Origin of the sequence: Nocardia sp. NPDC006982, from assembly GCF_042869435.1 — a bacterium.
Taxonomy (GTDB): Bacteria; Actinomycetota; Actinomycetes; order Mycobacteriales; family Mycobacteriaceae; genus Nocardia.
In genome coordinates this window covers 528,853-545,314 of record NZ_JBIAFV010000006.1, presented here as the reverse complement: position 1 = coordinate 545,314, position 16,462 = coordinate 528,853, and the positions used below count along the sequence as shown (strand labels likewise).

2 protein-coding genes are annotated in these 16,462 nt (G+C 67.8%); both read left to right on the top strand.

Annotated features, from left to right (window positions below):
• Positions 1 to 11 precede the first annotated feature (11 nt).
• On the top strand, positions 12 to 10,892 hold the full coding sequence (locus ACFYOW_RS26565; RefSeq protein ID WP_387292251.1) for a type I polyketide synthase: 10,881 nt from the start codon (positions 12 to 14) through the stop codon (positions 10,890 to 10,892).
• Entirely contained in the window at positions 10,889 to 16,405 is a 5,517-nt protein-coding gene (locus tag ACFYOW_RS26560; protein ID WP_387292249.1) for a type I polyketide synthase, read from the top strand. The genes ACFYOW_RS26565 and ACFYOW_RS26560 overlap by 4 nt, the downstream gene beginning before the upstream one ends.
• Positions 16,406 to 16,462: the final 57 nt, after the last annotated feature.

Sequence of the window (16,462 nt, the reverse complement as noted above, 5' to 3'; positions counted from 1 at the left end):
GAGTTCCACCGATGGCCGACAACGACGAGCTGCGCCGGTATCTGAAGAAGACCGCGAAGGAGCTCTACGAGACCAAACAGCAACTGCGCGCGCTCACCGACCGGTCGCGGGAGCCGATCGCGATCGTCGGTATGGCTTGCCGGTATCCCGGTGGCGTCCGCTCCGCCGAGGACCTGTGGCGCATGACGGCGGACGGTGTGGATGCCATCGGCGACTACCCGACCGATCGAGGGTGGGACCTGGAACGGCTGTTCAACCTGGATCCCGATGTGCCGAACGCCATTTACACCCGGGACGGTGGGTTCCTCGACGCCATAGGCGAGTTCGACGCGGCCTTCTTCGGGATCGGCCCGCGTGAGGCCGCGGCGATGGATCCGCAGCAGCGCCTGATGTTGGAGGCGTCCTGGGAAGCGTTGGAGGATGCGGGAATCGACCCGGTGTCGTTGCGCGGCAGCGACACCGGTGTCTTCGCCGGAGTAATCCATCAGAACTACGGTCCACGCATCGGCTCGCCGAATATCACCGCCGAGACCGAAGGCCATGCCTACCTGGGTGTTTCGAACGCGGTGCTGTCCGGTCGGATCGCGTACACGTTCGGCTTCAAAGGCCCGGCCATCTCGGTCGATACCGCCTGCTCGTCGTCGCTGGTGGCGTTGCATCTGGCGTGCCAGGCGCTACGGCAGGGCGATACGTCGCTGGCGGTGGCGGGTGGGGTGACCGTCATGTCGGATCCGGCATTGCTGATCGCGTTCGCGCGTCAGCGTGCGTTGTCGCCCGATGCGCGCTGTAAGGCATTCGCGGCGGCTGCTGATGGAACCGGATTCTCCGAGGGTCTCGGAGTGCTTGTGCTGGAGCGTCTTTCGGACGCGCAGCGGCTCGGTCACACCGTGCTGGCGGTGGTGCGTGGTAGTGCTGTCAATCAGGATGGGGCGAGCAACGGCTTGACTGCGCCGAACGGTCCGTCGCAGGAACGAGTGATCGCGGCCGCGTTGGCGAACGCGGGTCTGGCCCCGTCGGATATCGACGCGGTAGAGGCGCACGGCACCGGCACGATGCTCGGGGATCCGATCGAGGCGCGGGCACTGATCAGCGCATATGGCACGCGTCGCGAGAGCGCGCCGTTGCGTTTGGGGTCGCTGAAGTCGAATGTCGGTCACACCTCGGCTGCCGCGGGGGTGGGCGGAGTGATCAAGATGGTTCAAGCTATGCGGCACGGCGTGCTGCCGAAGACGTTGCATGTGGATGCGCCGACCCCGCACGTGGATTGGTCCGCGGGCACGGTGCGGCTCCTGCAGGACAATGAGCCGTGGCCGGTGGGGGACCGGACCCGGCGAGCCGGGGTGTCGTCGTTCGGAGCCAGCGGCACCAACGCCCACCTCATCCTCGAGGAGGCACCGGTCCATCCGGTCACCGTGGCGTCGGTGGACGGATCCGAGCCGGAATCGGCCGCGAAACCCATTGTGGCCGATATCGTTCCGTTGCTGATATCGGCCAAGTCCGACGAAGCCCTCCGTGCCCAGGCGGATCGACTGCGGCAGTGGTTGATCGACGATCCCGACGTCGATGTCCGGGATATGGCGTATTCCTTGGCGACGTCGAGGGCACAGTTGGACCGGCGCGGTGCGGTCGTGGGGCATGACCGGCACGAACTGCTCGCCGGTCTGGCCGATCTGGCCGCGGGTTCGCACGGCACGATCGAAGGGAATGCCGGTTCCGATAGGACCGCGTTCCTGTTCACGGGGCAGGGTGCGCAGCGAGTTGGTATGGGTGGGGGCCTGTATCGGGCGTTCCCGGTGTTCGCGGCGGCGTTGGATGAGGTGTGTGCGCAGGTCGATCCGTTGTTGGGTCGGTCGCTGAAGGAGTTGATGTTCGCCGACGTCGAGGGGGTGTTGGATCGGACGGAGTTCACCCAGCCGGCGTTGTTCGCGTTCGAGGTGGCGTTGTTCCGGTTGTTCGAATCGTTCGGTGTCGCGCCGGATCTGCTGATCGGGCATTCGATCGGTGAGTTGGCTGCGGCGTATGTGGCGGGGGTGTGGTCGCTCGAGGATGCGTGTGCGCTGGTTGTGGCGCGTGGTCGGTTGATGGGTGCCTTGCCGGTGGGCGGGGCGATGCTCGCGGTCGCGACCAGTGCAGGACGAGCAGTCGATATCGTCGCCGACTTCGCCGACCGTGTGTCGATCGCGGCGGTGAACGGTCCGTCGTCGACGGTGTTGTCCGGGGACGTCGATGCCATCGGTGAGATCGAGCGACTGCTGTCCGCCGAGGGTGTGAAGACGAATCGGTTGCGGGTCAGTCATGCGTTCCATTCGGTGTTGATGGAGCCGATGTTGGCCGAGTTCCGTTCTGTTGCTGAGGGGTTGACGTATCGGGAGCCGTCGTTGCCGGTCGTGTCGAATGTTTCGGCGGTCGTGGTTGCTGCGGAGTTGACCGATCCTGGGTACTGGGTCGAGCAGGTGCGGGGGTGTGTCCGTTTCGCGCCGGGGGTCGACGTTTTGGTCGAGGCAGGTGTGCGGCGGTTCGTGGAGATCGGACCGGATGCGGTGCTTGCGGCAATGACGCGTGGCTGTCTGGCCGAGCATCCGGACGTCGAGTCGGTGTCGTCGGTGGCAGCGGCTGCTCGGCGGTCGGTCGATGAGGTGGAGCAGTTCGTCACTGCCTTGGCGCAGGTTCATGTCGCAGGTGCGCGGGTGGACTGGCGTTCGTGGTTCGCGGGTCGTGCCGAACGCCGAATTCCGTTGCCCACCTATGCCTTTCAACGCCGCCGGTTCTGGTTGTCGGGTGCCCTCGACGCGTCGCCGTCGGCGACGGATCATCCGATCCTGACCGGTGTGGTCGGGTTGGCGGGTACCGACGAATGGTTGTTGACCGGCCGGTTCTCGTTGCGGACGCATCCGTGGATCGCTGATCACATGACCTACGGTGTGGTGGTCGTGCCGAGCGCGACGTTCATCGAGTTGCTCCTCGTCGCGGGCCGCCGGATCGGTTGCGGGGTGGTGGAGGAGCTCACCTTGCAGGCCCCGATTCTGCCGACCGCGGACGACGAGGTCGAGTTGCAGGTGCTGGTGCAGGCGGCGGACGAGTCCGGGCGGCGTCCGTTCGAGTTCTATTTCCGCAAGTCCTCCGACGCCGAATGGATCCACAACGCCACCGGTGTGCTCGGGGCCCAGTGGGATGGTGATTCGGCGCTGGTGTCGCGGCTGCGGGAGGAGCAATGGCCGCCGGTCGATAGCGAGGTCGTGGACAGTGCGGGGCTGCCGGAGCGGATTGCGAAGCTCGCCGGGCTCGAGTACGGTCCGGCGTTCGTCGGTGTGCGTGCCGCGTGGCAACGCGAGGACACGGTTTTCTCCGAGATCGTCCTGGACACCGATGCGGCGCCGGAGCCGGGACGGCACGACCTGCACCCTGCCCTGCTGGATATGGTGATGCACGCGGGATTCTCCGGGTTGCTGTGGCGTGATGGGGATTTCGATCCCGATACCGGCAGGTTGTTGTTCCGGTGGGGTGGTGCGCGTTTCCACGAGTCGTCGACGGATGAGGTGACTTCGCTTCGGGTCATCGCGGTCGCGACCGGACCCGAGACCGTGTCGGTCGCGGCTGTCGATCCGGACGGCAATCCGATCGTGTCGGTCGACGCGGTGGTGATGCGTCCCTATGACGTGAAGGAATTCCGGAGCAGTCTCGTCGGTTACGAGGCGGGCCTGTACCAGGTGCGCTGGGAGCCCACTGCGGAATCGGGTGCCAGAGACGGCCGACCGGCCCTGGCGATGCTCGGGCACACGACGGTGGCGGGGATCGACACGGAATACGCGTCGATCGCCGATGTCGTTGCGGCCGAGGGCATTCCCAGTGTGGTGGTGTGGCGAGCGACCGAGCCTCTCGCAGCAGATTCGGACGTCGATGGTCCGGGATCCGTGCGGGCTCGCGTGCACGGCGCGTTGGCGATGGTGCAGTCCCTGCTCGGCGAGCAATGTCTGTCCGATGTCCGAGTGGTCGTGGTGACGACGGGCGCCGTGGGCCTGCCCGACGAGACTCCGGATCCGGCCGCGGCGGCGGTGTGGGGGCTGGTGCGCAGCGCGCAGTCGGAGCATCCGGAACGGTTCGTCCTCGTCGACGAGGATCCGGACCGGCCACTCGATGCCGACCGCATCGCGGCGGTCCTGTGGTCGGGCGAGCCGCAGATCGCGGTCCGTGGTGCGCAGCTTCTCGTTCCCCGGATGGTGCGCGCGTCCGCTTCCGCGGATCCGGGCCTGCGGCGGTCGTTCGGGGATGGGACCGTGCTGATTACGGGCGGAACGGGTGGACTGGGTGCGTTGTTCGCCCGCCATCTCGTTGCCGAACACGGTGTGCGCAGTCTCGTATTGACCTCGCGCCGGGGCCCCGATGCGCCCGGCGCCGCCGAGCTGGTTGCCGAATTGGCGCACGCCGGGGCCGAGGTCCGGGCCGTCGCATGCGATGTCGCCGACCGCGACGCGGTGCGGAACCTCCTGGAGACAATCGACCTCCCCCACAGGAAGCTGACCGCTGTCGTGCACACCGCGGGAATTCTGGACGACGGCACCGTCGAGTCGCTGACCGCTGACCAGATGGATCGCGTGCTGGCGCCGAAGGTCGACGGCGCATGGCATCTGGACGAGCTCACTCGTGGTCTGAATCTGTCCGCGTTCGTGGTGTTCTCATCGATCGCCACGGTGCTGGGGTCGTCGGGGCAGGGCAATTACGCCGCGGCGAACGGTTTCCTGGACGCGTTGGCGCAGCGACGTCGGGCCGCCGGTTCGGCCGCCACATCGCTGGCGTGGGGTCCGTGGAACCAGGCCGGCGGTATGACCGGTGGCTTGAACCGCGCCGCCCTCGCTCGATGGGACCGCCTGGGGCTGGGCCCGCTCGAAAATGTCGAAGGGACGCGACTTTTCGACGATGCGCTCGCGCACTCGGAGGCGCGTCTGGTTCCGATCCGGTTCGACGCGAGTGTCTTGCGTCGCGAGTCCGACGTCGATGCCGTTCCGGCGGTGCTGCGCGGATTCGTGCGGCGTTCGACGCGCCCGACGCAGCAGGCGGCGGTCGCCGCGGCGGCGGGCTCGCTGGCCGCCCGGTTGGCGGATGTGCCGCAAGTGCGGCGTGCCGAGGTGGTGCTGGAGGTCGTGCTCACCCAGGCGGCGGCAGTGCTCGGGCACGACTCGGCCGCGGACATCCGGCCCGACCAGCGCTTCGACGAGATCGGTTTCGATTCGCTGGGCGGCGTGGAATTCCGGAACAGGCTCGGCAAGGCCACCGGCCTGCAGTTGCCGTCGACACTGGTGTTCGATCATCCGACCCCGGCGGCGGTGGCGAAGCTGGTGCAGTCCCGCGTCGAGCCGACGGTGGGCGCACCCGTCAAGAAGGTTGCCCGCCGCGTCCGGGCCGACGAGCCGATCGCGATCGTGGGTATGGCCTGCCAGTTCCCCGGCGGCGTCGAATCACCGGATCAGCTGTGGGATCTCGTTGCTTCCGGAACCGACGCGACCGGCGATTTCCCGTCGGATCGGGGCTGGGATCTGGAGCGGCTGTTCGATGCGAATCCGGACAAGCCCGGTACCGTCTACACCCGACGCGGCGGATTCCTCTACAACGCAGGCGATTTCGACCCGGGATTCTTCGGGATCGGTCCACGGGAGGCGTCCGCGATGGACCCGCAGCAACGTTTGCTGCTGGAGGTGTCCTGGGAAGCTCTGGAGGACGCGGGCATCGATCCGACGTTGTTGCGGGGCAGCGACACCGGCGTATATGTCGGAGCGGGCTACTCGGGCTACATCGATCGGGTGGCCGGTGACCTGGAGGGCTATCGGCTCACCGGCACCACGAGCAGCGTGATGTCCGGACGGGTGGCCTATGTCCTCGGTCTCGAAGGCCCGGCGGTCACCGTGGACACCGCATGCTCGTCGTCGCTGGTCTCGCTGCATCTGGCCTGCCAAGCGCTGCGCCAGGGGGAGAGTTCGCTGGCGCTGGCGAGCGGTGTGACGGTCGCGGCCAGTCCTTACCTCTACGTCGATTTCGCGCGGCAGCGTGGTCTTTCGCCCGATGGCCGTTGCAAGGCCTTCTCCGCCGGGGCCGACGGCGTCGCCTTCTCCGAGGGCGTCGGTGTGCTGGTGCTCGAGCGGCTCTCCGACGCAAAGCGCCTGGGGCACAACGTCCTCGCCCTCGTGCGCGGTACGGCGGTGAACCAGGACGGCGCGAGCAACGGCTTGACCGCGCCGAACGGTCCGTCGCAGGAGCGGGTGATCGCGGCGGCGTTGGCGAATGCCGGACTCGAGCCGTCCGATATCGACGCCGTGGAGGCGCACGGTACCGGCACGAGGTTGGGTGATCCGATCGAAGCTCAGGCGCTGATCGCGGCGTATGGGCAGGACCGTGCGGGACAACCGCTGCGGATCGGATCGCTCAAGTCGAATATCGGCCACACCGTGGCCGCGGCGGGTGTCGGTGGCGTGATCAAGATGGTGCAGGCGCTGCGCCACGAAACCCTGCCGAAGACACTGCATGCGGACGAGCCGAGCCCACACGTGGACTGGTCCGCGGGCGATGTCCAGCTGCTGACCGAGGCCCAGCCGTGGCCGACCGGCGGACGGGTCCGTCGAGCCGGGGTGTCGTCGTTCGGTGTCAGCGGCACCAACGCACACGCGATCCTCGAGGAAGCGCCCGCCCCGCAGTCGGTCGTCGCGCTACCGGCTACCGACCGTCCACGCACGGTTGTGCCGTGGCTGGTGTCGGCCAAGAATGAGACCGCCCTGCGTGGACAGGCGGCGAAACTGCAGCAGTGGCTGATCGATCACCCCGACGCCGATCCGAGGCAGGTGGCGTATTCGCTCGTGACGACACGTGCGCAGCACGAGTCGCGGGCGGCGATCCTGGGCGGTGATCGCGACGAACTGCTGACGCGGCTGGCGCAGCTGGCCGCCGGATCCGCCTCTGCCGGTGTGGTTTCCGGCACGGTGGGCTCCGGGAAGACCGCCTTCCTGTTCACCGGTCAGGGCGCGCAGCGGGTCGGTATGGGCGCGGGTCTCGCCGCGGCCTTCCCGGTATTCGCCGCAGCACTGGACGAGGTGTGTGCCCAGTTCGATCCGCTGCTCGGATGTTCCCTGAAGCAAGCGATGTTCACCGGACACGTGGTCGACGATCAGGGCGTCACCGCTAGCGACTGCTTGTCAGGTCGCTCGAAAGGATCAGCGGGTACCGGGATCCTGGATCGGACACGATTGACCCAGCCCGCCCTGTTCGCGTTCGAAGTGGCGCTGTATCGCCTGCTGGAGTCGTTCGGAGTTGTCCCGGATGTGTTGATCGGGCACTCGATCGGTGAACTGGCCGCGGCGTATGTGGCCGGTGTGTGGTCACTGGAAGACGCCTGCGAGCTGGTCGCGGCACGCGGACGACTGATGGAGGCGCTTCCGGAGGGCGGCGCGATGCTCGCGATCGCCGCGTCCGAAGCCGAAGTCGACGCGGCGATCGCCGGATTCGATGGTCGGGTGTCGGTGGCGGCGGTGAATGCGCCTGCGGCCGTGGTGATCTCGGGTGACGAGGACGCCATCGACGAGATCGATCGGCAGTTCGCCGAACGGGGTCGCAAGACGAGCCGGTTGCGGGTGTCGCATGCGTTCCATTCCCATCGGATGGAGCCGATGCTGGCCGAGTTCGAGACCGTGGTTGCGCGAGTAACCTGCAACGCCCCACAGATTCCGTTGGTGTCCAACATTTCTGGCCGGATCGCCGGCGATGAGATCCTGGATCCCGGGTACTGGGTGGCGCAGGTGCGTGCGGCGGTGCGTTTCGCGCCCGGTGTCGAGACGCTGGTGGCGTCGGGCGTGCGCCGGTTCCTCGAGGTCGGACCCGACGCGGTGCTGGTGGCGATGACGCGGCACACGCTTGCCGAGGACGTCGAGGCTCGATCTGTGGTGGCCGCGGCGGCCCGCCGGGATCACGACGAGGTCGAGCAGTTCCTGACATTGCTCGGACAGGCGCACACCGCCGGCGTGAATGTCGATTGGACGCCACTGTTCACCGGTCGCCGGGTGGCACGAGTCGCCTTGCCCACCTATGCCTTCGAACACCGGCGGTATTGGCTCGAACCCAGCCTCTCCGAGCGCCGGAATGCCTCGGACCACCCGCTGCTCACCGACGTGGTCCGAGTGGCCGACCGCGACGAGTGGCTGTTCACGGGACGGCTTTCGCTGCGCACCCATCCCTGGATCGCCGACCACACCACCTATGGTGTGGTGCTCGTCCCGAGTGCCGCGCTCATGGAGATGCTGCTGGTCGCGGGCCAGCGAATCGGATGCGAGGCCGTGGGCGAGTTCACCCTCGAGACGCCGATCCTCCCGCCGGCCGACGGCGATGTCGAACTGCAAGTACTGGTGCGGGAACCGGATTCCGCCGGACGTCGATCGTTCACGTTCCACTACCGCCTCACCGGCGACGGCCCCGACGGCGAGTGGACGCGCAACGCCAGTGGCGTGCTGAGTGGTCAGCAGCCGATCGATATCGACCTCGTGGACATGCTGCGCGCGGGGCCGTGGCCGCCGGTCGATGCCGAACCAGTGCACGCCGATTGGGTTCCGGCCCAGGTGGCGCGTGTCGCCGGACTGGAATACGGCGCTTCGTTCCTCGGCATCGACGCCGCTTGGCGCAGTGGTGACACGATGTTTTCCGAGGTCACCCTGAATCCGGACATCCCGGCCGAGGGGTTCCAGCTGCATCCGGCGCTGTTCGATATGGCGTTGCACGCCGGACTTGTCGGTTTGATCTGGTCGGAAGACAAGGGCAATCCCGCTGAGGGCAAGCTCCTGTTCCGTTGGGGTGCGACGCGCTTTTACACAACGTCCAAGGTCACGACCTTGCGGGTGATGGCCGTTCTGCGCAGCGCCGAGGCGATCAGCGTCATGGCCGTCGACCAGGACGGAAATCCGGTGGTTTCCGTCGACGAAGTGGTTATGCGCTCCTACGACGCCCAGCAGTTCCGCGCCGCGCTGTCGGGCGGACGGGCGGCCCGGTACGGGTTGCGCTGGACGGCGGTCGAAGCGTCCGGGGGGCTCGCCCCGAGCCTGAGCGCGGCCGTGCTCGGCGCCGCACGGGTACCCGGAATCGACGAGAGGTATCCGGATCTGGCTGCGCTCGCTGCCGCTCCAAGCCTTCCGGATATCGTTGTGTGGTCCGAATCGACTGCATCACACCATGATTCGCAGCCGTCGGCGAGTGATCGGGTGAAGGTCGCCTTGCGCATGGTGAACGGCTGGCTGGCCGAGGAGCGCTTCGCGCGGTCGCGACTGGTTGTGGTGACCGACCGTGCGGCCACCCTGCCCGATGAGGCGCCGGATACCGCATCGGCCGCGGTATGGGGTCTGATAAGTAGCGCTCAGACCGAATATCCGGAGCGGATCGCGCTGCTCGACGCGGACGACTCCGTTGGTGCACAGCATATTTCGGCCGAATCGATCCGAGCCGCGATCGTGACCAGGGAGCCGCAGCTGGCGGTGCGGGGTGACCGCGTCCTGGCGCCGCGACTGGAGCTGGTGACATCCGCTGCGGCCGAGCAGGTTTCGTTCGGATCCGGGACCGTTCTGATCACCGGCGGAACCGGGGGGTTGGGCGCGCTGCTCGCCAGGCACCTGGTCACCGCGCACGGAGTGCGACGACTGCTGCTGGTATCTCGCCGTGGCGAGCGTGCCGACGGTGCAACGGAACTCGCGGCGGACCTTTCCGGACTCGGCGCAGAGGTACACGTCACCGCCTGCGATGTCACCGACCGCGACGCACTTCGGAATCTGCTGACCGGCCTTCCCCCGGAGCACCCACTTACCGGTGTCGTGCACACCGCGGGCGTACTCGACGACGGGACGTTCCACACGCTCACCGGTGACCAGATCGATCGGGTGTTCGCTCCCAAGGCCGATGCGGCATGGCATCTGCACGAGCTCACCCGCGACATGAATCTCTCCGCATTCGTGATGTTCTCCTCGATTGCCGGAATGATCGGTTCACCGGGGCAGGCGAACTACGCTGCCGCGAACGGCTTCCTGGATGCCCTCGCGATGCGACGCCGCGCCGAAGGGCTGCCGGCGCTCGCGCTCGCCTGGGGTCCGTGGCAGCCCGATATCGGCATGACCGGCGCATTGGATCGCAACGCCATGGGTCGATTGGACCGAATGGGCCTGACCCCGCTGGACCGTACCGACGGCCTGCGATTGTTCGACGAATCGCTGACCACTGCGGAACCGGTATCGGCGCTGGTGCACCTGGATACCGGCAAGCTGCGCCTGCAAACGCATACCGGTCCGGTCCCGGCGGTGCTGCGCGGGTTCGTTCGCGCACCCGGCCGGCCGGCCACGACATCGACCGTCGAACCGTCGCTCGCGGAGCGTCTGCACGGTGTGGCGGAGCCGAAGCGCCGCGGGGTCGTCCTGAACCTGGTGCGCGAACACGTGGCGGCGGTGCTGGGTTACGCGTCGGCCGACGATATCCGGCCCGATCAAGGTTTCGACGACCTCGGCTTCGACTCTCTAGGCGGAGTGGAGTTCCGCAACCGGCTGTCGAAGGTAACGGGGCTGTCGCTGCCCTCGACCTTGGTGTTCGACTACCCCACAGCGGGAGATATCGCCGGCTACCTGCTGGAGCGGGCCGTGGTGGCGGCACCCGCGCAACCGGCCTCGGTGGTGCCGGCCGATATCGCGCGGCTCGAGGCCATGGTCGAGCGGATCATCGCCGACGGCGGCAACGCCGACGAGACCGTCGCGGCGTTGCGGGGCATCACCCTGCGTCTGCGCGCCCATCTGGGGGACAAGTGGTCGGACAGTGCTTACGACGACCTCGAATTCCATTCCGACAATGAACTTTTGGATCTGATCGACGAGGAGTTTGGCCCAGCATGAGCAATCCGAGTACCAGCAATGAGGAACGTCTCAGCCGATATCTGCGGAAGGTCACCGGAGACCTCCGTACCGCCAACAAGCGCATCGAGCACCTGGAAGAACGTGCCGGAGAGCCGCTCGCGATCGTCGGCATGAGCTGCCGGTACCCGGGCGGCGCCGACACTCCCGCGCAGCTGTGGGAATTGCTCTCTTCCGGCACCGACGCCGTCGGTCCCTTCCCGGCCGACCGTGGCTGGGACCTCGAGCGCCTGTTCGACAGCGACCCCGATATCCCGGGAACCGTTTACACCCGGGAGGGCGGATTCCTGTATGCCGCCGGCGATTTCGATGCGGGATTCTTCGGAATCCCACCCAGCGTGGCCGAGACGATGGATCCGCAGCAGCGGCTGTTCCTGGAAGCCGCGTGGGAGGCGTTGGAGGACGCCGGCATCGATCCGGCGTCGCTGCGCGGCGGCGACACCGGTGTGTACGCCGGTGTCATCCATCAGGACTATGGTCCCCGGATCGGGTCACCGGGGCTGACCCCCGAAGCAGAAGGCCAGGCCTACCCGGGTGTTTCGGCCAGCATCCTCGCGGGGCGCGTCGCCTTCACCTTTGGTCTGAAAGGTCCGGCGATCTCGGTGGACACCGCGTGCTCGTCGTCGTTGGTCGCCCTGCACCTCGCCTGTCAGGCATTGCGTCAGGGCGAGACCTCCCTCGCTCTGGTCGGCGGGGTCACCGTCATGTCCGATCCCGCCCTGCTGATCGCCTTCAGCCGACAGCGTGCGCTGTCCCCCGACGCACGGTGCAAGGCCTTCGCGGCGGCGGCAAACGGGACCGGGTTCTCCGAGGGCCTCGGCATGCTCGCGGTCGAGCGGTTGTCGGACGCACGCCGCCACGGCCGCCAGGTCCTCGCGGTCATCCGCGGCAGCGCGATCAACCAGGACGGCGCCAGCAACCGTCTGACCGCACCGAACGGCCCCTCACAGGAAAAGGTGATCGCGGCGGCCCTCGCCAGCGCTGGTCTGGCACCGGCCGACGTCGATGCGGTCGAAGCACACGGCACCGGCACCGCTCTCGGCGACCCGATCGAGGCGCAGGCGTTGATCGCCGCCTACGGTCGCGAACGCGCCGGAGATCCGCTGCGCATCGGATCACTCAAGTCGAATATCGGGCACACCTCCGCTGCGGCCGGTGTCGGCGGCGTGATCAAGATGGTGCAGGCGCTTCGGCACGAAATACTGCCCGCGACACTGCATGTCGATGCTCCGACCCCGCAGGTGGACTGGTCGGCGGGAACGGTGCGGCTGCTCACGGCGGCGGAACCGTGGCCGGCCGGAGAGCGGGTGCGTCGCGCCGGTGTGTCCTCCTTCGGTGCCAGCGGCACCAACGCTCATGTGATCCTGGAGGAAGCCCCCGCTCCGGTAACGACCCCGGCCGAATCGGCGAACGATAGCGGTGCGCAGGCGGCATCCGGCGCCACCCCATGGCTGGTTTCGGCGAGAACCGAAGACGGCCTGCGTGCGCAGGCGGCCAAACTACGGCACTGGGTGAGCGAAAACCCCGACCTGACAATCGACGACATCGGCTACTCACTGCTGACGACCCGCGCCCAGTTGGACTGGCGGGCCGCGGTGATGGGCGAGGACCGGGACACGCTGCTGGCCGGACTCGCGGCGCTGGCCGAATCCAAGGGCTCCGCTGATGTGGCCGCAGGGCGGGCGGTTTCGCGTAAGGCGGCGTTCCTGTGCACCGGAGGTGGCGCGCAGCGGGTCGGTATGGGACGTGAACTGTACAAGGCGTTCGGAGTGTTCGCTGCCGCGTTGGATGAGGTCTGCGAGCAGTTCGATCCACTACTGGGCGGATCGCTGAAGCATTTGATGTTCACCGGTCAGTTGGTCGACGGCAGCTCTGCCGATGCCGATGCCGATGCCAGTGTTCTGCATCGGATCGAGTTCACCCAGCCCGCGCTGTTCGCCTACGAAGTCGCACTCTGTCGGCTCTTGGACTCGTTCGGCGTGACACCCGATGTCCTGGTGGGACATTCGACCGGTGAGCTGGCTGCCGCGTACCTCGCCGGCGTGTGGTCGCTGCCGGACGCGTGCCGGCTGGTCGCGGCGCGGGGTCGCCTCATGGGGCAGTTGCCCGAGGGCGGCGCGATGCTGGCCGCCGCGGCGGACGAGCGCGAGGTATCCGAGGCACTCGCCGGCCATGCCGACCGCGTGTCCATCGCCGCGGTGAATGCGCCTGACGCCGTGGTGGTTTCCGGCGACGAGGACGCGGTGACGGCGGTCGAGCAGTGGTTCATCGACCGCGGGCGCGAGACCTCGCGGTTGCGGATATCGATCGCCTCCCATTCGCACCGGATGGACCCGATGCTTGCCGAGTTCGCCGCTGTCGCAGGGGAAGTGACCTACCATCGCCCGCGGATTCCGTTGGTGTCGAATCTCTCCGGCCGGATGGCCGGCGATGAGGTGCAGGAGCCCGGCTACTGGGTTCAGCACATCCGGGCGACCGTTCAATTCGCCCGTGGCATAGACAGCCTGGTGGACTTCGGCGCGCGGCGATTCCTGGAAATCGGCCCGGACGCAGTGCTGACGGCAATGACCCAGCAAAGCCTGCCGACGGATATCGCGGCGCAGTCGCTGGTGGTCGCCGGAGCGCGTCGAGGGCGCGGCGAGGTCGAGCAGTTCCTGAACTGCCTGGCGCGCGCATACACCGCCGGTGTCGACGTCGACTGGCGGGTGTTGTTCGCCGCTCGCCCGGTTTCCCGAGTGTCGTTGCCCACCTATGCTTTCCAGCGTCGTCGCTACTGGCTCGCACCCTCGCGCAGCACCGCTGGTGTCGAAGCCGCGGGTTTGGGTGTGATCGAACACCCCATGGTGGATGCGGCATTGCCGATGGCGGACGGTGGTTTCGTCCTGACCGGGCAGCTGTCGGCGCTGTCGCAGCCCTGGTTGGCCGACCATGCCATCGGCGGGGTCATGGTGTTGCCGGGGACCGCGTTCGTGGAGCTGGCACTGTGCGCTGGTGGCGAAATCGGGTGCCCGGTGATCGAGGAACTGACATTGCAGGCGCCGCTGGTTTTTCCGGCGGCAGGCGGTGTGCGGATCCAGGTCGTGGTCGGGCCCGAATCCCCGCAACGACCGATAGCGATCTACTCCCGTGGTGAACACGACCACGACGGACAGTGGGTACTGCACGTCCGCGGGCTGCTGACCGACCGGACCGACACGACCGCACCCGAATCGGAGGTATGGCCGCCTGCCGCGGCGACCGAAATCGACGTCGCACACGCGTTCCTGACGCCTGATTACGACATGGGGCCGGCCTTTCAGTGCGTGCGGGCGCTGTGGCGCCGCGGCGAGGAGGTGTTCGCGGACATCGCCCTCGATGCTGACACCGGGGTGCACAGCGAAGGATTCGGGATTCATCCGGCATTGCTGGATGCGGTCATTCAGGCGGGACTGCTGGCCGGCGCGTTCGAGATCCCGGCGGATCACGTGGTGTTGCCGTTCTCGTGGGAGTCGGTGTCGCTGTATGCGACCGAAGCGTCGGCGTTGCGTGCGCGTCTGACTGTCAACGGAGCGTCGGCGTCGCTGTGGGTGACCGATGAGAAGGGACAATCGGTGCTGTCGGGGACGGTGACGAGCCGGCCGATGCCACTCGGGCAACTCGCCGCGGCGGGCGGCACGGCCGATCCGGTACTTGAACTGGTGTGGTCACCGGCCGAATCCGCGGCTGCGGCTGATGCGGGGTCCACAGGGGATTCGAGTGTGGGTTGGTGGGACCGGCTGGCTCCGGAAGCACCGATACCTCCGGTGGTAGTGGTCGAGGCCGGGGGCGGGTGGAGCGACCACACCGATACCGACGTGGTGGGCGCCACCCACGCCGAGGTCGCGCGGATTCTCGAGGTGGTGCAGGCGTGGCTGGCCGGCGAACGGTTCGTGGCCAGCACCCTGGTGGTCGCCACACGTGGTGCGGTCACGCTGCCCGGCGAGGACTGCACCGACCTGGCCGGCGCCGCGGTGTGGGGTTTGGTGCGGACCGCGCAGACGGAAGATCCGGGCCGGATCATCTTGGTGGATACGGACGCTCGCGTCGATGAGCACCTCGCGGCCGGCGTCGTGGCCGTGGATGAACCCCAGCTGGTCGTGCGCGCCGGCATACCTCACACCGCCCGGCTCATCCGGCCCGTGGTGCCGCCCCCACATGACGACACCGCTCCCGCCTTCGGCACCGGCACGGTGCTGATCACCGGCGGCACAGGCGGTTTGGGCGCGGCCGTGGCCCGGCACGTGGTCGTCGAGCACGGCGTGACGTCGGTGCTGCTGGTCAGCCGCAGCGGCCCGCGCGCCGTTGGTGCGGCGGCGCTGATCGCCGAACTCGAGCAGCTCGGCGCGCAGGTGCGGGTAGTGGCCTGTGATGTCACCGATGCCGGCGCGGTGGCCGGCCTACTGGCCGACATACCGGCGCAGCGGCGGTTGACCGGCGTGATCCATGCCGCCGGCGTGCTCGACGACGGGACCATCGGGTCGCTCACCGCGCAGCGGGTGGACACGGTCCTGGCGCCGAAGGTCGACGCCGCCTGGTATCTGCACGAGGCGACCGCGGATCTGAATCTGGCGGCGTTCGTGGTGTTTTCGTCGGTGTCGGGCACGGTCGGCGCCCCCGGACAGGCCAATTACGCGGCCGCGAACACCTTCCTCGACGGCCTGGTGGCGCACCGCAGGGCCCGAGGGCTGGCCGGTCAGTCGCTGGCGTGGGGGCTGTGGGCGCACTCGGGCGGTATGACCGCAGGGCTGGGTGCGGCCGATGTAGCCCGGATGAGTCGCGGCGGCTTCATCGCGATGTCGGATGAGCAGGCGTTCGCCGGCTGGCGTGCGGCACTCGCACGAGACACGGCACATGCGGTGATCGCCGCCGTGGATACCGCCGAGATCCGTGCCCAGGCCGATAGTGGGCTACTGCCACCGGTACTGCGAGAATTGGTGCCGGCTGCGGACCGTCGCCAGAGGGCGACGGGGCGTCCGGCGACGACCTCGGCGGTGGTGCCTGGTCTGCGGCAGACGGTCATCGATACCGTCATCAGCCACCTCGCGGCCGTGCTCGGTCACGACGGTGCGTCCGCGATCGATCCCGAGCGCCCGTTCGTGGACCATGGTTTCGACTCCCTGGGCGCGGTCGAGTTGCGCAACCGGCTGCAAACCGCCACCGGCCTGTCACTCCCGCCCGCGGTCGTCTTCGAATACCCCACCCCCACCACGCTCGCCGACCATCTCCACCAAAAACTCGGCGATCAGGACCAAGAAATCCAGGTCCGGTCGATCGATGCGGTATTCGACGAATTGGAAGCTGCCCTCGGGGCCGGGGATTGGGGTGATCCGGAAAAGAGGCGCATCGTGACTCGGCTGCAATCCATTACGACCGGCTGGGCTGATCGCATGAATACCAATGGCGACCGTGAGATTGCGCGCACATCGTCGAGCCGCTGGCGGAAGCTCATTTCGCGATCCGGGAGGACGGCACGCTGAATCTCTGTCACCACAGGCGACCCGAATTATTCTCTGCCACCGGCCTTCTGGTGGCAC